Annotated in this window: 19 protein-coding genes; 12 read left to right on the forward strand and 7 right to left on the reverse strand. The window is 57.6% G+C overall.

All coding sequences use genetic code 11. The features are described from left to right. Positions 1 to 147 precede the first annotated feature (147 nt). Positions 148 to 1,176, forward strand: a complete 1,029-nt coding sequence (locus EPN93_14480; GenBank protein TAL33235.1) for a radical SAM protein — start codon at positions 148 to 150, stop codon at positions 1,174 to 1,176. A 37-nt stretch (positions 1,177 to 1,213) separates the two neighbouring features. After that, a complete protein-coding gene (locus EPN93_14485) occupies positions 1,214 to 1,783 on the forward strand; it encodes a hypothetical protein (protein ID TAL33236.1) in 570 nt (189 codons plus the stop codon). A gap of 57 nt (positions 1,784 to 1,840) precedes the next feature. On the opposite strand, the gene EPN93_14490 is transcribed toward EPN93_14485, so the two are convergent. The 4 genes from EPN93_14490 to EPN93_14505 all read right to left on the reverse strand — a co-directional run bounded on the left by EPN93_14490 (position 1,841) and on the right by EPN93_14505 (position 6,411). Further along, on the reverse strand, positions 1,841 to 2,632 hold the full coding sequence (locus EPN93_14490; GenBank protein TAL33237.1) for a Nif3-like dinuclear metal center hexameric protein: 792 nt from the start codon (positions 2,630 to 2,632) through the stop codon (positions 1,841 to 1,843). Further along, positions 2,616 to 2,972 (reverse strand): hypothetical protein, encoded by a 357-nt coding sequence (locus tag EPN93_14495; GenBank protein TAL33238.1) that lies wholly within the window; start codon positions 2,970 to 2,972, stop codon positions 2,616 to 2,618. The genes EPN93_14490 and EPN93_14495 overlap by 17 nt, the downstream gene beginning before the upstream one ends. A gap of 132 nt (positions 2,973 to 3,104) precedes the next feature. After that, positions 3,105 to 4,271: an ATP-binding protein gene (locus EPN93_14500; GenBank protein TAL33239.1), complete on the reverse strand. Its 1,167-nt coding sequence runs from the start codon at positions 4,269 to 4,271 to the stop codon at positions 3,105 to 3,107. A 250-nt stretch (positions 4,272 to 4,521) separates the two neighbouring features. Further along, positions 4,522 to 6,411 carry a gamma-glutamyltransferase family protein gene (locus EPN93_14505; protein ID TAL33240.1) on the reverse strand — a complete coding sequence of 630 codons (1,890 nt, stop codon included), beginning with the start codon at positions 6,409 to 6,411 and terminating at the stop codon, positions 4,522 to 4,524. A 431-nt stretch (positions 6,412 to 6,842) separates the two neighbouring features. Between EPN93_14505 and EPN93_14510 the strand changes: the two genes are divergently transcribed. Together EPN93_14510 and EPN93_14515 are read left to right on the forward strand one after the other, a co-directional pair. Then, on the forward strand, positions 6,843 to 7,892 hold the full coding sequence (locus EPN93_14510; GenBank protein ID TAL33241.1) for a 6-bladed beta-propeller: 1,050 nt from the start codon (positions 6,843 to 6,845) through the stop codon (positions 7,890 to 7,892). Between the two features lie 282 nt (positions 7,893 to 8,174). Continuing rightward, positions 8,175 to 8,579: a hypothetical protein gene (locus EPN93_14515; GenBank protein TAL33242.1), complete on the forward strand. Its 405-nt coding sequence runs from the start codon at positions 8,175 to 8,177 to the stop codon at positions 8,577 to 8,579. A 78-nt stretch (positions 8,580 to 8,657) separates the two neighbouring features. Here EPN93_14515 and EPN93_14520 read toward each other — a convergent pair whose 3' ends face one another. Next, positions 8,658 to 10,454, reverse strand: a complete 1,797-nt coding sequence (locus tag EPN93_14520) for a long-chain fatty acid--CoA ligase (protein TAL33243.1) — start codon at positions 10,452 to 10,454, stop codon at positions 8,658 to 8,660. 364 nt (positions 10,455 to 10,818) lie between these two features. On the opposite strand from EPN93_14520, the gene EPN93_14525 reads away from it, so the two are divergent. The 4 genes from EPN93_14525 (at position 10,819) to EPN93_14540 (ending at position 16,053) form a co-directional block, all read left to right on the forward strand. Continuing rightward, positions 10,819 to 11,265 (forward strand): DUF3015 domain-containing protein, encoded by a 447-nt coding sequence (locus EPN93_14525; protein ID TAL33244.1) that lies wholly within the window; start codon positions 10,819 to 10,821, stop codon positions 11,263 to 11,265. Positions 11,266 to 11,267: 2 nt separating this feature from the next. Next, positions 11,268 to 13,208 carry a DUF4105 domain-containing protein gene (locus tag EPN93_14530; GenBank protein TAL33245.1) on the forward strand — a complete coding sequence of 647 codons (1,941 nt, stop codon included), beginning with the start codon at positions 11,268 to 11,270 and terminating at the stop codon, positions 13,206 to 13,208. A gap of 12 nt (positions 13,209 to 13,220) precedes the next feature. Continuing rightward, entirely contained in the window at positions 13,221 to 14,114 is an 894-nt protein-coding gene (locus tag EPN93_14535) for an Hsp33 family molecular chaperone HslO (GenBank protein TAL33246.1), read from the forward strand. A gap of 85 nt (positions 14,115 to 14,199) precedes the next feature. Continuing rightward, positions 14,200 to 16,053: a GNAT family N-acetyltransferase gene (locus EPN93_14540; protein TAL33247.1), complete on the forward strand. Its 1,854-nt coding sequence runs from the start codon at positions 14,200 to 14,202 to the stop codon at positions 16,051 to 16,053. Here the strand turns inward: EPN93_14540 and thyX are convergent. Beyond that, a complete protein-coding gene (thyX, locus tag EPN93_14545) occupies positions 16,048 to 16,689 on the reverse strand; it encodes an FAD-dependent thymidylate synthase (protein ID TAL33248.1) in 642 nt (213 codons plus the stop codon). The genes EPN93_14540 and thyX overlap by 6 nt on opposite strands. 197 nt (positions 16,690 to 16,886) lie before the next feature. Here thyX and EPN93_14550 point away from each other — a divergent pair, with 197 nt between their 5' ends. Both EPN93_14550 and EPN93_14555 read left to right on the forward strand, forming a co-directional pair. Then, a complete protein-coding gene (locus EPN93_14550) occupies positions 16,887 to 17,978 on the forward strand; it encodes a class I SAM-dependent methyltransferase (protein ID TAL33249.1) in 1,092 nt (363 codons plus the stop codon). Between the two features lie 3 nt (positions 17,979 to 17,981). After that, positions 17,982 to 20,135: a GAF domain-containing protein gene (locus EPN93_14555; protein TAL33250.1), complete on the forward strand. Its 2,154-nt coding sequence runs from the start codon at positions 17,982 to 17,984 to the stop codon at positions 20,133 to 20,135. Positions 20,136 to 20,151: 16 nt separating this feature from the next. Here EPN93_14555 and EPN93_14560 read toward each other — a convergent pair whose 3' ends face one another. Further along, entirely contained in the window at positions 20,152 to 21,795 is a 1,644-nt protein-coding gene (locus EPN93_14560; GenBank protein ID TAL33251.1) for a B12-binding domain-containing radical SAM protein, read from the reverse strand. 209 nt (positions 21,796 to 22,004) lie between these two features. Here EPN93_14560 and EPN93_14565 point away from each other — a divergent pair, with 209 nt between their 5' ends. Both EPN93_14565 and rsxC read left to right on the forward strand, forming a co-directional pair. Then, the gene (locus tag EPN93_14565; protein TAL33252.1) at positions 22,005 to 22,283 is read left to right on the forward strand and encodes a hypothetical protein; all 279 of its coding nucleotides are present in this window, start codon (positions 22,005 to 22,007) and stop codon (positions 22,281 to 22,283) included. Positions 22,284 to 22,286: 3 nt separating this feature from the next. Beyond that, on the forward strand, positions 22,287 to 23,612 hold the full coding sequence (gene rsxC / locus EPN93_14570; GenBank protein TAL33253.1) for an electron transport complex subunit RsxC: 1,326 nt from the start codon (positions 22,287 to 22,289) through the stop codon (positions 23,610 to 23,612). Positions 23,613 to 23,618 lie beyond the last annotated feature (6 nt).

The raw sequence follows: 23,618 nt of genomic DNA on the forward strand, positions 1-23,618 counted from the left end.
AATTGAACTTGAATAATCCGCCGGCTCACCCGGATCCTTAATTCCCACAGAAATAATAGTTGTTTAGCATAGCTCAATCAATGAAAAAACGCAACACAGAAACCCGGATACAATCCATTTTTCCCCGCCCTGAAGGACCGGATCCCGATGCCTAAAACCCAAATAACCATACCGGTATTCGTTCCCCACCTGGGCTGCCCGCACACCTGCGTATTCTGCAACCAGCGGGTAACGGCAGGGGGGGCCGATACGCCAACCCCGGACCAGGTGCGCGGGCTGATTCTACACTACCTGGGGACCGTGCAGCCGGGCGTACGGCGGATCGAGGTGGCCTTTTTCGGGGGAAGCTTTACGGCCATAAACCCGTCCGTGCAGCGCGCGCTTCTCGGGACGGCCCGCGAATTCCTGGAGGCCGGGACCGTGCACGGCATTCGCGTATCGACGCGCCCGGACTGCGTGGACGAACCGGCGCTCGAACTGCTGGCGGAGTACGGCGTGGACACGGTCGAGCTCGGTGCGCAGTCTTTGGATGACGGGGTGCTTTCCCTGGCGGACCGGGGACACTCAGCGGAGGACATACGCAGGGCCTTCCGGGCCGTACGCGGCAGGGGGATGCGGTGCGTCCTCCAGCTCATGTGCGGGCTCCCGGGGGACACGCATGCAAAGGCCGTCGGTTCGGCGCGGGAGGCGGCGCTCATGAACCCGGACGGCGCGCGCATCTACCCGGTGGTCGTGCTTCCCGGCACCGGGCTCGAGACGCTTTTCCGCGAAGGGCGCTACGTCCCGCTCACCCTAGAACAGGCGGTAGAAACCGCCGCCGACATGACCGGCGAATTTTCGTGCGAAGGCGTCCCCGTAATCCGGACCGGACTCCACCCGCTTCGTCCGGAAGAGGCGGCGCGCATCGTATCGGGCCCCTATCATCCGGCCTTCGGATTCCTGGTCCGCGCGCGACTTCGCAGGCGCGAGGCGGAAAGCCTGCTTGCCGCTGCGCTTGACGAGCGGCGCCTGGAACACCCGAAACGCGTTGTGCTGGTGCTCCCCGAGCGAAAGGCGGGCGAATATCTTGGCGGCGGGAGAGAAAATCTCGAATGGCTGCGGGCACGCCATCCCGGTCTCACCCTGGAATTCCGCGTGGAACCCCTGGCGCACGCCTTGACGCTGGAGCTCCTGTAGAAGTACATTAATACTACAGGCTTCGCCGATACCACCTATGAACCTATCGAACCCCGATCCCGGTCTCGAATACCGCCGCAGGGAAGAGCATCTCAAGATGTCCGAGATCAGCATCTGGCTGGACGGATACGACGACATATTCTCGGACTTCGACCCGCGTCCCTACTCGGAGCGCGTTCTCTCGGACGATTTCCTGAAAGAGGCGCAAAAGGTGAGCGATGAGAAGTTCCCCGCCACCCACGAGCTCAACCTCCTGGTCCCGCGCGCCGGGCGCGAAACGAAAACCGAAAAGATAATCCGCAAGCGGCTCAAGCTGTACTTTCGCGCGCGGCTTGATCTGGCGCGGAAAGACCTGCTGCGCATGCGCCTGAAGGGACTCATGCTCGTGGGGATCGCGATCGTCATCCTTACCGTCGCAACACTCGTCTCGCTCATCGAGGAGAAAAACCTCGCCGCGCACATGTTCCTCGTGCTGCTCGAACCCGCCGGCTGGTTCACCATCTGGAACGGTTTCGACGAGCTCTTCTTCGCCCCGGCAAAGAAAAAACCTACGCTCGAATTCTACCGGAAGATGGCGCGGTGCAACATCGTGTTCGTGTCGTATTGAAAAAGGCGTGTAAGAGTGGGAGATGTGGAGATTGAAGAGATAGAGGGGATAGAGATTCTACATCCCCGTCGGAAGATCAATGAAGTGACTCGCGAGGGAAAACTTCCGCGCGCAGTGGGCAGCAAGCGCTTTTACGCCCAGCGTTTCGGTCGCGTAATGCCCCCCGAAGATGACGCTTATGCCAAATTCTCTTGCCGCGTGGAAGGACGAGTGCTTCGTCTCGCCCGTAACGAGCGTGTCGTATCCCGCGCGCGCCGCCTCGTCGAGGGCGAACGTTCCCCCGCCCGAAACGATCGCCACCCTGGACGAGGCTTCGCGATTGGCGAGCACCATGCATTCCGAACCGGTGCCGCCGGAAAGCAGCGCCGCTACCGCGTGTGGATCGAGCGGCTCCGGAAGCGCTCCTCCGCACCCGATCGAGACACCGTGATACTCGCCGAACGGCTGCCGTTTCTCGATCGAAAGGATGCGCGCGATTTCCGCGTTGTTGCCCACCTCGGGGTGAAGATCGAGCGGAAGGTGCGATGCGTAGAGCGATATTCCCCGCTCGATGAGCGTTTTTATCCGCGTGTAGTGCGCGCCCGTGATGGTTTGGGGTTCTCTCCAGAAAAGCCCGTGATGCACGATGATCATCTGCGCGCCGCATTCGGCGGCCATTTCGAACGAGGCGAGCGATGCATCGACCGCCGCCGCGATTGTCGTAATCTCGCCGGGCCCTTCGACCTGCAGGCCGTTCTGTGATTCGTCCCTAATCTCCGCCGTGCGGAGGTAGGAGTCGAGATAGGCGACAAGATCGGCGCGCTTCATGGTTTCCGCTTCCCGGTGACGGTCGTTACTTTTTCCGGACAAGGGTGACGGGTTTTCCGCCGCCCCCGCTCATGGTGATGTTGCTGTCAAGGCCGGGGCGCTTGATGGTGTACTGGTTGCCCATGCCATCCTGGACCTTGTACACCCAGCCCTTGCCCTCGCCCGCGTAGTCATTGCCGATGATCTCGTACTCGAGCCACTTGTCGCCTTTTGCCGAGAAATACACCGCCTGCAGTTGGTCATTGATGTCGAACTTCAGCAAAGCGCTGAACGAAGCGCCTGAATAGATCATGTCCAGATTCGGGTCCATTTCCAGTGCGGCAAGCGGGCCGGATGTTGCGATCAATCCAATGAGTGTGAGCACGATCAGGAACTTTTTCATATCTACCGCCGGTTATTGGGGAGTTCACCGCGCCGTTGCGCGCGCGGTGATATGCGGCCAGGCCGCTCCTGCACTCCGCGACATAAGGCGGCATGTGTCAAGCCGGAATTCCCCGGGTTCTGCAACTACAAATCAAACGAGCGATTCTAAAAATTTATCCGCCGAAATAATGCGTATCCCGTCCTTCAACCAGTCGACGCCGTCTTTGCGCACGACCTGATATACGAAGGGTATTTTCAGCTTATCCTTGAAATGCGACAGGGAGGGAGCGAGCGAATCATCCGAGCTTTTCGCCTCGACGGCGAACCACGGCCGATCATTGACCGTGACAAGGAAATCGACCTCACGTTTTTCCCTGTCCCTTAGAAAATGGAGATTGCATTTGTATCCTTCGGCATCGTACAGGAAGTGCACGAGCTTTAAGAGATGGGAAGCAACGAGGTTTTCAAACCGCGCCCCGGGCTCGATCACTTCCGACCAGTCCCACAGATACAGCTTAGGCCCTTTTTTAAGGGAGCGGATATTATTACCCGCGTAGGGATAAACCCTGAACGCATAATAGAACGACTCAAGAACATCGATCCAATGGGATACCGCCCTGTGGCTTACTCCCAGGTCTTCCCGCAGGGAGTTAATAGACAATAGCGATCCGATCCGCGCGGGAATACTATCGCACAACAATTTCATGCTGCCGATATCCCGGACAAGCATGAGGTCCTGCACATCCTCCCGGAACAGACGCTCTATCTTTTCATTGTGCCATCTTCTCAGGGTGCGCATGTTCCCTTTCAGCAGGGGTTCCGGAAAACCCCCAAAGGTTTCCAGGGCCGCAAGCTCGGCTCCGGATTTGCTTTCCGGAACAGTCAGCGCAGCGAAGGGCTCGAACGTGTTTAGCGTTTCATGTAATTCGGGCAGGGTAAAGGGGTGAAGACGGTAGTAGTGATAACGTCCCTGCAGGGAATCACCCCCGCGGCGATACAGGTCGAGCCGGGCGCTTCCGGTAACTAGAAATTTATAGGTATCTTTAAGTTTGTCGTATTCTCCCTTGACTAGGTTCTTCCATTTCGAATATTTGTGAATTTCATCGAGTATCACCAATTCCGCGTCCCCGGGCCATTCGGATGCCATTATCCTTTTCCGGTCTGCGCGGTTGTCCCAGTTGAAGTACGCCGATTTGCATGTTTTGCCTATTATTTTCTCCGCCAGGGTTGTCTTGCCGACCTGGCGCGGTCCTCCAATAAAGACCATTTTTTCCTTGAGGTCCTCGGCTATATGGCGGTGCAGGTACCTGTCTCTCATGAATTAAAACATACGGGTCTGTTTTTGCGATGTCAACTATTTTTGCTTATAAGCTAAAATAGTTATGACTATTTTAGCTTATAAGCAAAATCGATCTAAACAGGGAATGCCTGCTTTAAGTCATCTCCCCCACCCCTCTTTGTCTCACATCCCCCGTGGAAGGCATACCGGGACATATTTCCCGCGGGAAGCGTGTCTCTAGGTCGCAATGGGCGGGAGCGGTGGGGATAGAAGAGAGGAGGGGATAAAGCTATTTACCCTCGGCCCATGATTCCTCGCGCGGGTCGGCGCCGCCCGTGAGCGTTCCGGTGGACGGATCGCGTATGACCGCGCAGACCGCGCCCACCTTATTGTCCCAATTGCCGAGCGGAAGAACGGTATAGCCCATTTTCGCGAGCGCGGGCTCGTACGAATCATACAAAGACCGTTCCATCTTGATGGTTCCCGCCGTATATGCATGCGGCGCGAATGAATCGGGCCAGTTGAGCGAAATGAAGCGCGGCGCCGAAATCGCCTCCTGCACGTCCATTCCGAACACGACAAGATTCAGGAAAAACTGGATCATCGCCTGAGTCTGTGAATCACCCCCCGGGGTTCCGTAGGACATGTAGAATTTTCCGTTTTTAAAAACCATTCCCGGGTTGGGCGTGATGCGGGGACGCTTGCCGGGCATGAGACCGTCAGGATGTTTTTCATCGAGATAAAACTGAATCATACGCGTACCCAGCGTAAGCCCCGTTCCGGGAACCATGGGCGATTCCGGAAAATCGCTGGGCGTAAGGGAGACGGCGTTGCCCTGTTTGTCGACGACGGCTATGTAGCTCGTATCCTTTCCAAACGAGAGACCACCGTCATTGCGCGCAACGGCAATATTTCTGTTTTCATAAATGAACGCGCCGCCCGTTTTTTGGAACGCGAACGGATCGCCGTGCCTCGGCGTCGCGCCGAACGCCCTGTTCGGGGTGAACAGCTTTCTCCGCTCCGCGGCATACCGCGGATTGAGCAGCCCCTCGACCGGCACATTGACGAACGCGGGGTCGCCAAAAAACGCCTCGCGGTCGGCCAGGCATAATTCTATCGCCTGCAGCACCGTGTGAATGTATTCGAGTGAATTGTGTCCCATGGATTTAAGATCGACGCCGTCGAGAAGCTGGAGCACCATGGGAACAATTGCGCCCTGGTTCCAGGTCCGGTTGGCGAATATCGTGTACTCGCGGAATTTTCCCGAGAGCGGCTTCTCCCAGTAGCCCTTGTAATTTGAAAGATCGGCTTTCGTGATAAGACCCTTTTTTTCCTCGTGGAGCCCGGCGATCGCGTCCGCGATCGGTCCCTTGTAGAAATAGTCGCGCACCGCGTCGAGTCCCTGCTCGCGAGATGCGCCGCGCGCAAGGGCATCCTGTTCGGCCTTGCAGAGCGACTGAAAGGTATTCGCGAGATCGGGAAGCGTAAACCGGTCGGCATGATGGAAGGGGCGCCACCATTGACCTCGGTAATATACGTTTGAATTATACGGTAATAACCACGTGAGCCCGAGCCGCGTAAAAAAGCCCAGGTTCATGTCCGCCATCATCTGCTTGTGGATGGGGAACCCCTCTCGCGCAATTTTTATCGCAGTCGCGCTCACTTCGGTGAAGCTCATGGTCCCGTATTGTTTTAAAACTGCGACGAGCACATCCGGTGATGCGGGCAGCAGGTGCGCAAGCACGTTGAGCTTGGGAATATTGTCGTATCCGTGCGACTTGAAATATTCCACCGTTGCCGCGGAGGGAGCCGTTCCCGCGCCGGTATAGCTTATGACTTCGCCGGTGCGTGCGTCATGCAGCAGGATCGGTGCGACACCCGGAAAGCTCGCGGCGTGTCCAAAGGTCACATTAAGCGCAAGGAGCGACGCAATCGAGGCATCGTACGCGTTTCCGCCCCTGTCCAGGATCTCGATCGCGGCGTGGGCGGCCCACGGTGTCCCCGCGGCAACCATGTAGTTTTTTCCGGTAACCAGGGTCCGTTCCACGCGATATGGATCATTGAACTCCATCGTATCGCGCGGACCGTGCGGAAGAATAAAATAGGCAGCCGTCAGCAAAACGGCAATCGATGCGGCGGTGATTCCGGCTGCCTTGAACACCTTTCGTAATTTACTCATATGAGTTCTCCCTGTAGTGCACACGTTCATAGCTGCGTCTTACCCGGACTTATCCTAAAACGAATAGCTGTATCGCAGATTCAAGGTTATTCCGCCAGTGCATATAGATAGTATCGTCAGTGTAACAGCGGCGCGGACGAAATGCAAGATTTTCGCATAAGTGGATTGGGTTGCCAGTACTCTCTCTCGGCAGGATTCACAAGCAAAAGACCTGAAATATTATTTCTTCGCATTTCGCGAAATATTTCGCATAACGCGAGCGGTGTTTAGTTCAATTAATGTGTTTGTTCAATTTAAAACATTAATACCCATCAATAATGTTCAATTATTCTCTTATATTAAAACACACCTGCGAATTCTGTACGAAATAACCAACCCAACCCATCCATTCAACAAAAATTCACACTGGCACAGTATGTGCTAACTAGACAATGACCAGTCTGATTTTCAACAAAGGAGAAAATGCGATGAAATATCCAAACAGCGTATGTGCCTTTTTAATCAGTATTTGCCTGTTGCTTGGTTTTACTGCATGCGATTCAGGCGCCTCTTCGGAAACTTCTTCAGGCCCCCCTGCCTTTGTGCTGTCCTGGGGTTCTTCCGGAGCAACGGCGGGTCATTTTAATGCCCCCGCCGGGATCGCGGTCGATTCTTCGGGATATGTATATGTCGCCGATTCCGGCAATAACGTGATTCAAATATTCGACTCAAATGGCACCTTCGAGTCCAATATCGGAACCTTCGGTGGCGGCAGTTCAGTTGATGGAAAGTTCAACGCCCCCCAGGGGATGGCCTTTGACGGCTCGGGAAATATTTATGTTGCCGACGCCAATAATAGTCGGGTCCAAAAATTCGCCTTGGGAGCCACAGCTTTTTCCTATACATACTCGTCAAAATTCGGAAGCCCCGGCACCGGAGCGCTCCAGTTTAACGGTGGTCCTACGGGAATCGCAATCGACGACGCTACGGGATATCTATGGGTTGTCGATAAAGGTAATAGCCGGGTGCAGATATGGTATTTAAACGGAGCTGTGTGGACCCAATTCACTACAGTTGGCTATTATCAAGCCGTGATTGATCCCGGGGCTGCCGGAAACTATCAATATAATCAACCCTGGGGAATTGCCATTGCGGGCACCCATGCGTACCTCCCTGATACCAATCATTACAGGATGATCAGAATACAACTGTCTAATGCGACCCCCAATCTGGTCTGGGGAGTAAATGGTACTGCCGATGGCGATCTGGGAGCACCCATGGGGGTCGCAGTTGATTCTTCCGGTCATGTATATGTCGTGGAATATAGCAACAATAGAATTCAGGAGTTTTCATCCTCTGGGGAATTTATAACCAAATGGGGAACTTCGGGGACAGGGGATGGCGAATTTTCCGGTCCCATGGGAATTGCTATCGATGATACCAACGGTTTTATTTATATTGCCGACACGGGTAATAATCGAATTCAAAAATTCAAAAAGTAATGGTAAGACCCGTTTCAATGATGGCCGACGGCCGTTGTTCAATCAGGCTTATATTGGTATCGTAAATTTCAAGCCCCCTATTCGGGGGCTTTTTGCCCGGGATCGTAACCACCAGCGGTTTTCGCTCCGATGGATAATGTTTTGACTTTACATCATTGTAGTATATCATTCGCAAAATGGTCAGATGTCGATTTAACCGATAATCGGGAAAAGGCGTATTTGTTCCATGAAAAGGACGTGGATTTCCTGGTATTTAAACCTCATTATTAAAAGGGGAACACTATGAGCATTACGACGATCGCCGTACTTGAATTTATTTTCGCCGCCGGGATTGCGGGTTTCTGGGTTTATTTCTTTCTTGTTGAGAACAAAAATCCGGAAAAATCACAAGTCTACCTTGGCTTCGAAAGGTCTTTCCCGCTGCCGGATCTGGGTTACCTCGTCCCGGTGCTTCTCGCTGCCGGCTATGGCCTGCTTAACAACCATCACTTCGGTTACATACTAACCATAACCGCGGGCGGCGGGCTCATTTTTCTCGGGCTGGTCGATATCGGCTTTAATGCTCAGAATAAAGGCTACTCCTCTAATATCGGCGATACCATAATGAATCTGTTTATCAACCTGGCCTGTGTGATCATGGGGCCCGTTTTCATTATCAATATTTCCAGGTATATTGCTATTAACTAGCGTATCCCCGCACACACGAAGGGCGCGGATCTAAATCCGCGCCCTTCGTTGCGTATATAATTACGGGCCTGGTAACGATCAGCCCTTGTACGCCGCCTCGATGAGGTCCGCGTATTTCTGGACGACCACGCGGCGCTTGAGCTTCATGGTCTGGGTGAGCATACCGTTATCGAGCGTGAAGTTTTCAGGAATATATACGAACCTCTTGGGTATCTCGTATCCGCCATACTTGCCTTTGAGAGAAGCGACGATCTCGGACGAGATCATGTCCTGGACCTCTTTCTTCCCGATGATCTCCTGCGGGGTCCCGGTCATGCCCTTCTCCTTCGCCCAGCGCTCGAGCACCACGAAATCCGGGACGATGAGCCCGATCGTATTGCGCCTGTTCTCCCCGTAGACCATCACGTTCTCGACGAACTGGTTGAGCTGGATGTCCTGCTCCATGGACGCGGGGAACACGAACTTGCCGTTTTCAAGCTTGAACTGCTCCTTGATGCGGCCCGTGATATAGAGGAACCCGTCATCGTCCAGCCGACCGCGGTCGCCCGTGCGCACGCCCCCGTCCGGGGTCAGGATTTCTTTCGTCTGGTCCGGTTTGTTGTGATAACCCTTCATCACGTTGGGGCCGTAGATAATTATCTCCCCGTCCGACGCCCCTTCCTCGACCACGGATTTGTCGATCACGATGCGCACCTTTTCGATCGCTTTTCCCACACTTCCGATCTTATAGGCGTAGGACGCGTTCATGGTCGCCGCGGGAGAGGTTTCGCTCATGCCGTAGCAGTCGTAGCAGGGTATGCCGACATCGAAGAAGAAATGCGCGATATCGACGGTCATCGCGGCGCTCGCGGTCATGGCGCCCTTGAGCCTGCCGCCGAATCGCTCGCGGATCTTGGAGAACACCAGCTTGTCTCCAATCCTGAATTTCAGGTTGGTGAAAAAGCTCGACGTGCCCCGCTCAGCCAGCGCGCGGCGCTTCTTGCCGGCGTTCACGGCCATCACGAAAAGGGCCTTTTTGAGCCCGCCCTCGTGGTTCATGCGGGTCCAGATGCCGTCGTATATCTTGTTGAACACCCGCGGCACCGCGATCAGGAAGGTAGGCCGTACCTTCGCGATGTCATCGCCCAGGGTCGCGGTGCTCTCCATGAAGCCTATCGACCCCCCGAAATAGATGACCGAGTAAAGCTCGGCGGTCTGCCCGTACGAATGGGCCCAGGGAAGAATGGAGAGGGTGACGTCGCCCTTGCCCAGCTCCGGGTACGCCTTCCGGCCGGCGTGCGAATTGCTGGAAATGTTGCCGTGCGAAAGGAGCACGCCCTTGGGATCGCCCGTCGTGCCCGAGGTATAGATGAGCACTGCGATTTCGTCGGGAACGGGACGGTAGGCCTGGACCGGGTTCGCCTCGCCCAGCTTCTCCAGCGCCGCCATCGAATTTTCGCCCTCGGCTTCGATGATGTAGATGTGCTTGAGCGTGGGGATTTCTTTCGTAAAGTGCTTCACCTTTTCATAAATCTCGGGCTTGGAGACGAAGAGCAGCTTCACGCCCGAATCGGCGATAATGTACTGCCATATCTTGACGAGCTCCGCCTCGTACATGGGTACGTATCGGCCCCCCACGCCGTATGCCGCGAAGGCTACGATGGGCCATTCGGTGCGGTTGTTGGCGATGATCCCCACCGCGTCCCCCTTGCCGATGCCGAGCTTCGCGAGCCCCCCGCGCAGGTTGTCGACGCGGCGTCCTACTTCACCGTAGGTGACCCACTCGTATACGCCCTGCGTGTTCTTCGTGCCGAACAGGGGAAGATCGGAATAATGCTTTACGCCGTATTCGATAAATTCGACCAGGTTATCGGGTTTTTCGAGTTCGTACTTCATGTGAGCCTCCTGCCGTAGAGTGGGTTATTCACATACCGTGCCGCCGGCGTCCTGGGGTTATGCCGGCAGTCGCCAATGCGCATTGTAATCCGGACGGACTGTCTGGTATCATGGATAAACAGCGCCCCCTGTGCGTCAATTGTTTCTCGGCGCGGGCACGAAATTTTTAAGCGCGGCCGGGCAGCGTGTATCAATCCGGGGACTTACGGTAGTATACTACGATATGGTTAATGATTGGCTATTAACTCATCCCGATTCGATGGTGCGCATGATGGATTATTCAAAACAGGAATAAAATCCATTTGACAAGGGGCGCCGGCGCCTTTATCATTTCTTCGAATTCAAATCAAATCAGGAGGTTTTCATGAAAAAGTTTTTAGTAGCCGTGGTCGCATGCTTGATGGTTTTCGCAGTTGCCGAAGTGTACGCAAACAACGCGGGATGTGGTTTTGGAACCGCAATTATGCAGGGCAAGCAGGGCAAGGTTTTCGAGGTTCTCGCAGTCACCACTAATGGAACGTCCGCGAGCAGCACCTTCGCTATAACGACCGGGTCATCCGGCTATAAGGAAGGCGCGGTGATAGGCGTGAACATGGTCGACGTGTATGTCGCCGAGAACATGGACAGCCTCGCAACCGACATCGCTGCAGGACGCGGCGAGTATGTCGACACGCTTGCGCACCTCATGAAGGTCGAGAACAAGGACGCCTTCAAGGACATGCTGCACAAGAATTTCAACAAGATCTACAGCTCCAAGGACATCACCTCGAAACAGGTTGTTGCGAACATCCGCGACCTCCAGAACAGCTAGGCGTGACATTTTTCCGCATCTTTAAATGCGTCGGGTACGGCCTCACGGCCGTACCTTTCTTATTGTTATGCGCGGCGTCGATTCTCCTTACATCCGGACAAAGCCCTGCTGCGGAGAGAGCCCCCGCGGATGAAGCTTATGTTGCCGGCCTCATCGACCGGGCAGCGCGGGAGCGGCTTCACGAAGATCCCTACTGGCACGCGATCCTGCATTACAAGAAGGGCGTGTTCGGATTCACCAGTCTCGTGGACGACCCGGCGTTCTTTTTCGCGAAGGACGGGAAGCACGATCCCTCGGAAGAACTGAAGGAAACAATCCGCGCGTTTTTCAGGGAGCCCATTGAGGGCACGATACACCCTGCCGCGAAATACCCCGCCAGGCTCAAGTGGCTCTCCGACAAGCTGGAGATAGATCCCGCCGCGCTGCCCTTCGACGGGGAGGCCCGGTTCCGGGAGTTTTACAAGGAGGTTAACCCGTCCAGGATCATCCTGGTATTCCCGGCGGGATTCATGAACAGTCCCGCATCCATGTTCGGGCACACCCTCCTTGTCATCGAATCCGGCGGCGGGAACCGCCTGATCGCCCGCGCGGCGAATTACGCCGCGCTCACCGATGAAACCTTCGGCCCGATATTCGCCTTCAGGGGCCTGTTCGGGTTGTACAAGGGATACTTTTCATTCCTGCCCTATTACCAGAAGATACGCGAATACGGGGACGGCGAGATGCGCGATATGTGGGAATACGAGCTCGACATGTCGCCCCGCGACATGGAGCTCATGCTCCGTCACATCGTGGAGATGGAAGACATATCATCCGAGTACTATTTCATCGACGAGAATTGTTCCTATAACCTGCTCTACCTCGTCGAGGCGGCGCGCCCGGAAACCCGGCTCACGGATGCATTCGGCATAGGCGTCGAACCGATCGACACGCTCCGCGTCGCCCGCGACCGCGGGCTCGTCAGGTCGCTGGCGTACCGTCCGTCGCTCTATTCGAAGATCAACCACCTGCGCGCGAAATTGACGGCCCCCCACAGCGACCTGGCCCTGGCCATCTGCAAGGGGGGCGCTCCCGTTTCGAGCCTGGACGGCATACCCGCATCCGAAGAGGAGAAAATCATCATCTGCGACCTGAGCGCCGACTATCTCAAATTCATGGCGATCAAGGGCTCCCTCACCGAACAGGAATACCGCGAGCGTTTCCTGGCGGTGCTCCAGAAACGAAACAGCTACGCCACGCTCGACACGACGGTGGATATCCGCGTCCCCTCAAAGCCCGAGGAATCCCACGGGTCCCGTCGAATAGGGTTCGAATCCGGGATGGCCCGGTCGGGCGCGTATTCCGCGATCTCGTACCGGCAGACCTGCCACGAGCTGATGGACCCGGACGAGGGATACAACCGAAATTCCCAGATCGTGTTCGGGAACGTCTCGGGCCGATACTACTACGAAGACAAGCTGTTCCTGCTCCAGGGGTTCGATATCATCAATCTCACCTCCCTTCCCGCGTCCGATTCCTATTTTTTCGGCGCATGTTACGATTTCAGGACGGGCCTCGAGCGGAACCTCTGGCACGACGGAAAAGAATACCTGTCCTACCGCGTCAAGGGCGCGACCGGTCTCTCGACCCTGTTGGGAAGCCATTTCCAGACATACGCCTTCGCGGGCGTCCGTTCATGGTTCGCCCCGGTCTATGACCACGGCACCGATCTCGAGCTTGGCGGAGAATGGGGGCTTTTCACCTGGCTGGGCCCGTGGAAGAGCCACCTGTTCGCACAGTATTACCGCGCCCCTGTCGGGTATTCCCATACCGCGCTCACCGCGGGGGCGTCCGAACGGCTCAAGATCACGAACGCCTACTCGCTCGTGGCGGAATACCGCTACAATTCGATCTTCTCGTTCCAATTTCACGAGCTTTCCCTTCGCCTGAATTATTATTACTAGGGACGGATACACATGAATGAAGATTTTATCGCGCGCATGCTGTGTGACGACCTGAACGTGCGCGCCTGCGCCGCGATCACCCTGGGAATCTCGAACGGGCTCGCACGGATGCACGGCGCGACCCCCGCCGCCGCGCTCGCCCTTTCGCGCACGGCGACCGCGGCCGCGCTCATGAGCGCGACCCTGAAACCCGGCTCCGACCAGACCGTGAGCGTGCGCATTTCGGGGACCGGGCCCATCCGCGAGATCCACGTCCAGGCGGACGCGAAGGGTCATCTCCGCGGTTACGCGGGCAACCCGGGCGCCCATTCCGATCTTTCCGTTTCCGGTTTGAGCATCTCCGGGCTTATAGGCGCGGGGACGCTTACGGTGATCAAGGACCTGGGACTCAAGGAACCCTATTCGAGCGTGCAGCCGCTCGTGCGCGGCGAGGTCGCGCACGACATCGCGCACTACCTCACGTTCTCGGAACAGGTTCCCTCGGCGCTCATAATAGGCACGGCGCTCGAGCCGGACGGCGCCTTCTCCGCATCGGGGGGCATCCTCATCCAGGGGCTCCCGGGAACCGCCCCGGAGGCGCTCGTTACAATCGAAGAAAATATCGGCGCCATGAAAACGTCTTTAGGAGAGCGGCTCAGGCAGGGGGCCGATATTTACACGGTGACGGGCGAACTCCTGGGCGACCGCGCGCTCGAGCTGCTGGAATCGTCGAAGCTGGAGCTCGCGTGCCGGTGCAACCGGGAACTGCTCGCGCGCATCATCGTGGGGCTCCCGGCGCACGAGATCGAAGACCTTCTCCGGCGCGACCGCGGGATCGAGCTCACCTGCACGTTCTGCACGACCCGCTACCGTTTCGACGAGCGGGAGGTCCGCACGCTGATGAGCGCGGGAAACCGGGTCCCGTAAATTAAAAAATTGTTTCTTCACGGGGCCCGCGTGTGCGAGAATGGCATTACCGTCACGCGGCGGCGCGCACTGGAGGTGAGCCGAGGTGGAAGAAAAATATTTCCCTGAAAAATACGCGGAACCGGGTCGGGTGCTCGATCTCATCAAGCCGGGCAACCGCGTATACCTGAGCAGCGGCCCCGCCATCCCCGCGAGGATCGCGCAGGAGATCGTTAAGTCCGACAAGAAAAACCTCCTGGACCTGGAGCTCGTCCAGCTTATCACCCTGGGCGATTACATCCCGAACGACGCCTCGTTCAACTACAAGTTCAGACTCAAGACCTTCAACACGGGGGAGAGCATCAGCAAGGCGATCAGCGAAGGGCGCGTGGACTTCATACCGGCGAACCTCATCGAGATCCCGTTCATACTCGCCAGCGGCGCTATCGGCATCGACGTCGCCGTCGTGCAGACGTCGCCCCCCGACCGGTACGGATTCCTCAACCTGGGCATCGCGATCGACGTCGCGAACATCGCGATCAAGAACGCCGACATCGTCGTCGCGGAGGTGAACCCTCACGTGCCGCACACCTACGGCGAGACGACCATCCATATCGACCAGGTGAACTATCTCGTGGAGAGCTCCATCCCCCTCCTCGAGCGCGCACGCAAGCCATTCGACGCGGTCATGGACCGGATCGGCTGGCATATATCGAACATCATCGAGGACGAATCCACCGTGGTCCTGCACGCGGGCCGGTTGTTCGACGCGATCGCGCACAACCTGCTTTCAAAGAAGAGGCTGGGCGTCTATACACACGTCATCTCCGACTGGGTCATGGACCTCCTGGAGGCGGGCGCGATCTCCTTCGAACGCAGTCGGTTCCACGGCGGCATGGTGAACACCAGCTACTGTTACGGGACCAGGAGGCTGTACGAATTCGTGGACCGCAATCCCGTGTTCGAATTCCACCCGCTGGCCCGGCTCGTCAATCCGTACGTCGTGGCGCGGATCAATCGCCTGGTGAGCATCATGAACGTAAAGCGCATCGACGTCACGGGCGAATCGGTAATCTTCCATTCGGGCGACAACCTGCTTTCGGGATACGAGAGCAAGCTCAACTTCGCGATCGGGGCCGCATTCTCGAAGGGCGGGAAGGCGGTCGTCGCCCTCCAGTCGGTCGACACGGAAGGCCGGAGCAACATCGTGATTCATCACGGCGAGGATGCGGACCGCGTGCGCGCCACGCTGGGTGCGGCGCGCTACGTGGTGACCGAGTACGGCGTGGCGAACCTCTTCGGGCGCTCCATCCGGGAGCGGGTGCTCGCAATGATCGAGATCGCCCATCCCGACCACCGGGAGGCGCTCCTGGACCAGGCCAAGTCCCGGGGCTACGCCTATCCCGACCAGATTTACGTAAGGGCCAACGCGGTCAACTACCCGGCGGAGCTCGAAACGGTGAAGACATTCAAGGAGGGGCTGGAGGTGAAATTCCGGCCCATCAAGCCGTCGGACGAGGACATGATGCGCCGCCTCTTCTACGAGTTCTCCGACGAGTCCAAGTACCTGCGCTATTTCGCGAAGATACCCTTCATGCCGCACCGCGAGATGCAGAAATACGTGAGCGTCGACTACACCGCGACGGTCTCGATCGTGGGCGTGGTCTCGCACGACCGCACCGAGCGCATCATCGCCGAGGCGCGTTACTCGTACGACCCGCACGAAAAGATGCACGAGATGGCGTTCCTTGTGGATGAGGAATACGGGGGCAGGGGTATCGCCACCTTCCTGGCGAATTACCTCATACGCATCGCGCGGGCGCGCGGGATCACGAAACTGTGCGCAAACGTGCTCTCGCAGAACGACAAGATGCTCAAGGTTTTCCAGAATTGCGAGGTGAAGCCCGAATCGCGCGTATCCAGCGGCGTGATCGAGCTGAAATTCAACCTGGCGTCATGAGGCCAGGTCCGAATGCGCCGTGCGCCCCGCCTCATCGATGACGAAATCCCCGAAGACCGACGGCGCCTCGGCCTGCATGATGCGCAGCATTTCGAGCGCCACCCCGCGAATCTCCCACTGGGCCGCGCGATCGCAGCGCAGCGCGAAGATATGGCGCAGTTCCCTGAAGTTCGCGGAAAACACGATCTGGCTTTCGAGCGCGTTCGGGAGCACGAAGCGCGCGTCCTCCTTCTTCACCCCCAGCTCCCTCAGGCTGATATACGCCTTGCGGGCCGATTCGATGAAATCCCGGTATATGGCCGCCGCGTCGGCGTGCGCGGCGATGTCGGGGGGAATGATGTAGTTGAATTCGCTCTCGGTGACGTAACGCTGGGACTGCTGGGAAAAACTCGCCACGCGGTGGCGCACCAACTGGTGGGTGAATGCGCGCGAGGCCCCCATGATGCGGAAGCTTGCCGATGCGTGCTCCAGTATGGAATGATGCCCGCTGCGGATGCATCGGCGAATGAAGCCCTGCCCGCTGTTCTCGTCGATCCTGTCGAGGGAGAGATAGCAGGTCCTCCCGGCCTCCTCGATGAGCTTTTCGGCCCGCGGGGTCACCGCGAGCAACGTGACTTCCGGTTTCGTGAATTCCACCGCACCCTCCCCGGGGCCTGCGTTTCGCGCGCCGCGAGGCGCATCGCAACCCTGGTATTCCGTAACCGGGGAGCGACCGGATGTCAATATAATTAGCGGGGGGGCAGCCGTCCCGGCGAAAAATATTCTTGATTTCCCTCGTACATAAGGCAGTGCTTTACGGACTGTGATGAATACTACCCCGTACGGAGACTTGTGTGAATAATAGCGATCAAAGCAGGATATCGAAGCGGGACGAAAAGCTCGTGCGGATACTGGACGGATTGCATGATCCGGGAAAGCGCGCGCTGGTGGAGAAATTCTGGCGCGTCACCGCGGCCGCGTATTTCTCACACCTTGAAAAAATCGCCGCCCAGGTTGAACACGAAAACCGCGATCCCGACGAGGCCAGTGAAGAGTTCATACGCGCCTCCGATGACATGCTCGCGGAGTGCGGACGGATCGAAGTCCTCGTGGACGATCCCGCGGCGATGCAGGCGCTGAAAAGCCTGTTCCGCGAGCGCGCCATTCCCCTGGCAGCGGGCTCACAGATCGTCAAGCACGCGTTCCTGAAACCGGGCGGCTACGCGGGGGACTACGGGATTATCGAAATAGTGTACGAAAACCGGCCCCTCTCGAGCGGGTTCGGGCGCTGCATCGACCGGCGGTTCCTCATGGACGATTACGCCCGCGCGGTGCGGGGCCGTAAAAACGCAATGAAGGAATTTCTCTACGAGTATATCGGGTCGTCAACCCTGCCGCGCATTGAAATTCTCAACCTCGCCTGCGGCTCGTCCAGGGAAATCCTCGAGTTATTCAGGGACAGCCCGCCCCAATTCACGGGCCAGGCGGCGTTCACCCTGGTGGACCGCGATCCCGACGCGCTCGCCTTTTCACGCAAGGCGCTCGCGGGCCTTCCCGCGAACATCACCTTCGAGTTTCTCAATCACAGCGCGTACGAGTATATAAAAGATCCCGATCAGTGCGGCACGGAGCTCCGGGGGAAGGACCTGGTGTATTCGATCGGCCTGGCGGATTACCTGCCGGACGATATATTACGGCAGCTCATCCATTTCCTCTTTGACCTGTTGAACGAAGGCGGAAAGCTCGTGATCGCCCACAAGGATTCAAGAAATTATCGGCCCCTCGCGCCCGACTGGTGGTGCGACTGGACCTTTCACCTCCGGGACGAGGCCGGGGTGCGCGCGCTCATCGAGGCGAGCGGGGTCCAGGCTTCCCGCGTTTCGGTCATCCGGGAAGAGGAAACGAATATCATCCTGTTTTTCGTATTGGAGAGGTCCGGGAAATAATAGATGTCCTTCCTGGCGATAACCGGGCTTGTGAATTTTCTGACCAGCGCCGTCCTGGGGCTCTTCGTCCTGTCGCATAACCCGCGAAACGCGCAGAACAGGAGTTTCGCCTACGCGAACGGAAGCATCGCACTTTACAGCCTGGGCTACTTTTTGTGGCAGATCGCCCCCGATGCCGGCACCGCGCACTCCTGGTTCAAGGTGCTCTTCACCGGGATCGTGTTCGTCAACGTAACCTTTCTCCATCTGGTGTACAGCTTCACGGGAAATTACCGCACCCGGAGGCGGGAGCTCCACGCCTACTACGCGGTCAACCTGATTTTCTGCGCGCTCAACCTGGCCTCGCAGCTGTACGATTCAGTGGAGCCGCGGTTCGGTTTGGGATTCTGGCCCACGCCCCTGCCGCTCTTTCACGCCTACCTGGCATTCTGGTTCTGGCAGTGCGTGTACGGGTCGTACTGGCTTATACGGAGCGTGCGCACCCTTCATGGCGTGAGACGGGAGCAGGTCCGATACACCCTGGTCTCGGCCATTGTGGGGTTCCTGGGCGGGTGCTCAAATTGGCCCATGTGGTACGGGTACGATATTCCGCCCTACGCGAATATCCTGGTGAGCGTATACGTGATCATAATCGCCTATGCCATAATACGGTACCGGCTCCTGGACGTGCGCATCGTCCTCACCCGGGCGGGAATCTTCCTCCTCGTGTACGCGCCGGTGCTGGGCATACCCCTGTGGATCGGGCTGCACGGCGGATTCGGCATATCGGCATTCCTCTCGCTCTTCGCGCTCACCCTCGCGGGCCCCTTCATCCAGCGCTACATCCAGGGGAAGGCGGAGGGCGTGCTCATGGCCAAGCAGAGAAGCTATCAGCATATCCTGCTCAATGCAGCCAAGAGCATCGTGCGCGAGCACGACCTGGACAAGCTCCTCAAGCTCATCGCGTACGGGGTCAAGCGCGCCGTGAAGGCAGAATTTACCGCGATTTTTCTCAGGGCGCGGACGGAGGATTGTTACCGGCTCAGGGCCCACGCCAACAGGGAATTCCTTTCAGGGATCGCCCCCTTCAGCAGGGATGATCCCCTTGTCGCGGAGCTCGTAGATAAAATGAAGCCCCTGGTCTTCGAAGAGGTGAACCACTTTCTCGCGCATCGGTTTCCCCGCGAGGTGCACCTGGTCGTCCCCACCTTCTGGGAGGGCGACCTCCTGGGATTCATGCTCATCGGAAAAAAGCTCAACAAGTCCTATTACACCAGGGACGACGTGCGCACCTTCGAAATACTTTCACACCAGGCGGCGCTTGCGGTCGAGAATTGCCTTTACGTCGAGGATATCAAGACGGTGCAGGAGCGGCTTTTCCAGGCCGAGAAACTGGCCTTCATCGGGGGAATGGCGGAGGGCGTCGCGCACCAGATCAAGAACCGCCTCAACCACTTTTCTCTCGCCACACGCGAGATGCAGCTCGAAATCGCCGAGCTTACCGAAACGAAGCGGGAGCTCATGAAGCGCGAGCCCGAGTTGGAAGCCGCGCTGGAATACCTGAAGGAGCTCGGGGACTCGCTCATCGACAACGTAAAGCGCACCGACGCGGTCATACAGGGCATCCTGAGCTTCGCGAGCATGGGGAAGGACGCCGACCAGTTTTCCTCCGTTACCTTCGACGAACTCCTGCGGACCGCCGCGGACCTCGTGCGGATCAAGCACGACGTCGCCGATCTGCCCCTCGCGGTGGAAAGCGCGCCGTATGCGACCCTGTTCGGGATCAGGATGCAGCTCGTCGAGGTGCTCTACGACCTCATCGATAACAGTTACGAATCGATCGTGCAGAAGAAGGGATTCCGGATGGGGGAGGAAGAGCGGCGCTCCTTCGAGCCGCGTATCAGCGTGAGACTGGTGCAGGAAACCGGCACCAGTCTCGTGGAGATCGCCGATAACGGTACGGGGATGAGGGCGGAGGACAGGAAGAAGGTGTTCGCCCCTTACTTCACCACGAAATCGTCCTACAAAATCAAAACCGAATCGGGAATCGGGCTGTATGTCGCCAGGAGGATCATCGAGGAGACGCACCGGGGACAGATATGGTTCGAATCCGAATACGGAAAGGGGACCCGGTTTTTCATCCGGATCCCCCGCCCCGCCTCGTTAATGGAGGAATGACCCGCCGCACCCCTTGTCAGCTCCACCTCACGGTGGAACCCGTCGGAACGCTCTGCACGTCCAGGCACCCTAATCTGACCAGCCTCCCGAGCTCGCCCCCGATAAACTCCTTCGTGCTGCCCGTTTTTGCGTTCAGGTATTCGGTGAAATTCTTCATAACCTCGTCGCGCGACGCGCCGTTGGTCACCCCCGGATAGGCCTCGACCAGCTCCTCGAGTATGATCTTCCGGTTGAACACGAACGTCTCGATGCTTCTGAGTATCTCCTCGTCCCTGTCGGTGAGGGTCTCTCCCTTCGCCTTGCGCGGCGCGATATCGGCCACGTACCTGTGTATCGACGAGTTGAATTCGTTTACGATGCGGTCTATCTCCTCGGGGGAGATTCCGCCGGCGTGGCACACCGACTGGTTCGCGTCGTACAGGTCCCAGTCGTCCGAAAGCACGCGCATTCCGTAGTCCGCGGCTTTTTCCCTCACCTCGGTGCCGGGAAAGGGGGCCAGGATGTGGAAGCCGTAGTTGGCGGACAACTGCGCCGCGAATTCGAGCGTCTTGCTGACGGTCTCGGCAGTCTCGCCGGGCAGGCCCAGAATGTAGGAGGTCATGGGATCGATACCCACCTCCTTGCACATTTCGGCCGCCCTGCGGCATTTCTCGAGCGTGGTCTTTTTCTTTACGCGGTCGAGTATCTCCTGGTTCCCGCTCTCTATGCCGAAGCACAGCGTCGTGCAGTTCGCCTCTTTCAGCTTTTTCAGTAAATCCTCCGATACCGTATCGACGCGCGCGAACGCGCCCCAGATATGGCTGATTCCCCTCCTGATCATTTCATCGCAAATAGCCATGCAGCGCGCCTTGTTCGCCGTGAACAGGTCGTCCACGACGTTGATCTGGTGGAAGCTCATCTTCGAAAGCATCTCGAACTCGTCCACCACGCGGTTCACGTCGAAATAGCGCACCTTGCTGCCCACCATGCGCCGCCCCACGCAGAAGATGCAGTTATGCGGGCAACCGCGCGAGGTGACCATATTGATGGAGAAACCCATCGCACGGTACTTGCCGAGCGCGACGAGATGGCGTGCCGGCAGCGGAAGCACGTTGATGTCGGGAATAAGGGGCCTGTCCTCGTTTTGGAGCACCGCGTTCCCTTCGCGATAGGATATTCCCGGAATGCCCGCCGGTCCCTTTTTCGCGTTCAGCGCGGTCAGCAGCTCGGTGAAGGTTATTTCGCCCTCACCGCGCACGACGCAATCGATGAACCCGGTTTTCAAAATGTTCTCCGCGTCAAAGGTGACGTGCGGTCCGCCCATCACGGTAACTATCCCGGGGGTTACTTCCTTATATTCTTTCAGTATGGAAAGGGCCTTCTTGACGTTCATGGTTACCGCGGTCGCTCCCACCACGTCCGGCTTGAAATCGGCGAGCACCTTTTTGACCCGATCGCGGGAATAGGGCTGTATGATATAATCCTCGATTATTACCTCTACGCCTTCCCGGAGAAGATAGGCCGCCAGCGACATGAGGCCGAACGGCGGCGTGGGCGATTCCTCGAAAGGATAGGGCGGATTGATAAGCAAAACCTTCATTATGTTGTCCTTTTTGTATGCGATTTCCGCCGGGAGGGGCAGGAGAACCCGGGGCGGCGGATATGTCTCCGTAATATGCATACGAACCAGTTTGTAAAGAAAATTCCGGCATCAAACGTTAAATTTCTTCCATTTGGCCGTACTCACACTAAAATATTCTTGACGCTGCCGGACGATACTCTAATGATTGCAGCTTGTGGGACGGCCGAGCCCCGATGGGTCGTGCCCGGCGCCTCCGGGCGGCTCTGACAGAGAACCCTGTCTTCCATCAGTAAAAACGAAGGTACCCAATGGTAAAAGAAAAGATATTCTGCGCGAATTGTCTCAATTGCATCGTAATCCGGCAGTATGAGTCCGAACCGGACCGGTATGTACTCAGGGTGAGATGTCTCAAAAAAAAATGGGTAAAACGCTCGGGTGAAGAGAAGCTGTACAAGTATTTCACCGTCGCCCGTAGAATCATGGACGAATGCGACATGTACACCGATGCCGGGGAACTGTTCCCCTACATCAAGAACCTTCGCAAGGAGCTCCCGATCAAGGACGAGATATACTCGACCAAGGGATGACCCATGATGCGTCTCAGCTTCTCCGGGGGAATTAATCCCCCGGAAAACAAGCATCTTACGGAAGGCGTTTCCTTTCAAAACCTCTCGATTCCCCAGATTTGCTACATCCCCATGCAGCAGCATGCGGGCAGGCCTGCGCGGGTTATTGTCGCCCCGGGCGAAAATGTCATACAGGGACAGATGATTGGCGAGGCCGACGGGCTCCTGAGCGCGCACGTGCACGCATCGATCCCTGGAAGGGTCCTGGATGTCGGCAAGCACCCCACGGTGTATGCCCGGGACACGGAGTGTGTACTGATAGAGCTTCAGGGTTCGTTCAGGTCGTCCCGGAGGGACGAAACCCCCGCGTGGGAAGCCGGTACCGGTGAAATGATCGTTTCGAAGATCGCCGCTGCCGGCATCGTAGGCCTGGGCGGCGCCGCGTTTCCCACACACGTCAAGCTCCAGCCGCCCAAAAACAAGCCTATCGACACCCTGATCGTGAACGGGGCCGAAAGCTCGCCGTATCTCACGGCGGACGACATGCTCATGAGAAGTCACCCCGAGCAGATTATAACCGGTGTGCGCATGCTGCTGAAGGCGCTCGGGATCGCCTCGGCGATTATCGGGATCGAAGACAATAAGCCCGCGGCGGCTGCGGCGCTCAGGACGGCCATAGGGAGAATCGGACCCCCCGAATCCATACAGGTGAAGGTGTTCAAGACGCGCTATCCCCAGGGCGGAGAAAGGCAGCTCATTTACGGCGCGCTGGGCCGGCAGGTTCCCTCGGGCGGGCTCCCCATGGACGCGGGGGCGGTCGTGCAGAACGTGGGAACCGTCTACGCCGTCTACGAGGCGGTCATGTTCGATAAGCCGCTCTACGAGCGCTATGTGACCGTAACCGGGGGCTGCATCGGGAATCCCGGAAATTACAAGGTACGCATAGGCACGCGCATTGCGGACCTGGTCGAGGAATGCGGCGGCCTCACCGGGAAACCCGCGAAGGTGATCATGGGCGGCCCCCTGTGCGGGACCGCACTTGATTCGCTTGAGGTGCCCGTAACCAAGGGGACCTCCGGAATCCTCTTCCTCGCCGCGCGCGAAACGCCGGGAAGTGTGGACTACCTGCCCTGCATACGCTGCGGGCGATGCGTCGCGGCCTGTCCGGCGGGCATTCTCCCTAACATGCTCGGCAAGGCGATCGAGAAGGAACGGTTCGATATCGCCGAAACGCTTCGGCCGTTCGATTGCATCATGTGCGGATCGTGCGCGTATATCTGCCCGGCCCGCAGGCCCAACAACCAGTTTATCAGGTTGGCGCAGGAAAAATTACGCCGGAAAAATACATAACAGCCC

The organism is Spirochaetota bacterium, assembly GCA_004297825.1.
Taxonomy (GTDB): Bacteria; Spirochaetota; UBA4802; order UBA4802; family UBA5368; genus FW300-bin19.

What these genes read in the sequence shown, in the direction of transcription:
- EPN93_14480 (TAL33235.1), top strand. Translation starts at nt 148, where the DNA reads ATGCCTAAAACCCAAATAACCATACCGGTATTCGTTCCCCACCTGGGC.
- EPN93_14485 (TAL33236.1), top strand. Translation starts at nt 1,214, where the DNA reads ATGAACCTATCGAACCCCGATCCCGGTCTCGAATACCGCCGCAGGGAA.
- EPN93_14495 (TAL33238.1), bottom strand. Translation starts at nt 2,972, where the DNA reads ATGAAAAAGTTCCTGATCGTGCTCACACTCATTGGATTGATCGCAACA.
- EPN93_14500 (TAL33239.1), bottom strand. Translation starts at nt 4,271, where the DNA reads ATGAGAGACAGGTACCTGCACCGCCATATAGCCGAGGACCTCAAGGAA.
- EPN93_14505 (TAL33240.1), bottom strand. Translation starts at nt 6,411, where the DNA reads ATGAGTAAATTACGAAAGGTGTTCAAGGCAGCCGGAATCACCGCCGCA.
- EPN93_14510 (TAL33241.1), top strand. Translation starts at nt 6,843, where the DNA reads ATGACCAGTCTGATTTTCAACAAAGGAGAAAATGCGATGAAATATCCA.
- EPN93_14515 (TAL33242.1), top strand. Translation starts at nt 8,175, where the DNA reads ATGAGCATTACGACGATCGCCGTACTTGAATTTATTTTCGCCGCCGGG.
- EPN93_14520 (TAL33243.1), bottom strand. Translation starts at nt 10,454, where the DNA reads ATGAAGTACGAACTCGAAAAACCCGATAACCTGGTCGAATTTATCGAA.
- EPN93_14525 (TAL33244.1), top strand. Translation starts at nt 10,819, where the DNA reads ATGAAAAAGTTTTTAGTAGCCGTGGTCGCATGCTTGATGGTTTTCGCA.
- EPN93_14535 (TAL33246.1), top strand. Translation starts at nt 13,221, where the DNA reads ATGAATGAAGATTTTATCGCGCGCATGCTGTGTGACGACCTGAACGTG.
- EPN93_14555 (TAL33250.1), top strand. Translation starts at nt 17,982, where the DNA reads ATGTCCTTCCTGGCGATAACCGGGCTTGTGAATTTTCTGACCAGCGCC.
- EPN93_14560 (TAL33251.1), bottom strand. Translation starts at nt 21,795, where the DNA reads ATGCATATTACGGAGACATATCCGCCGCCCCGGGTTCTCCTGCCCCTC.
- EPN93_14565 (TAL33252.1), top strand. Translation starts at nt 22,005, where the DNA reads ATGGTAAAAGAAAAGATATTCTGCGCGAATTGTCTCAATTGCATCGTA.
- rsxC (TAL33253.1), top strand. Translation starts at nt 22,287, where the DNA reads ATGATGCGTCTCAGCTTCTCCGGGGGAATTAATCCCCCGGAAAACAAG.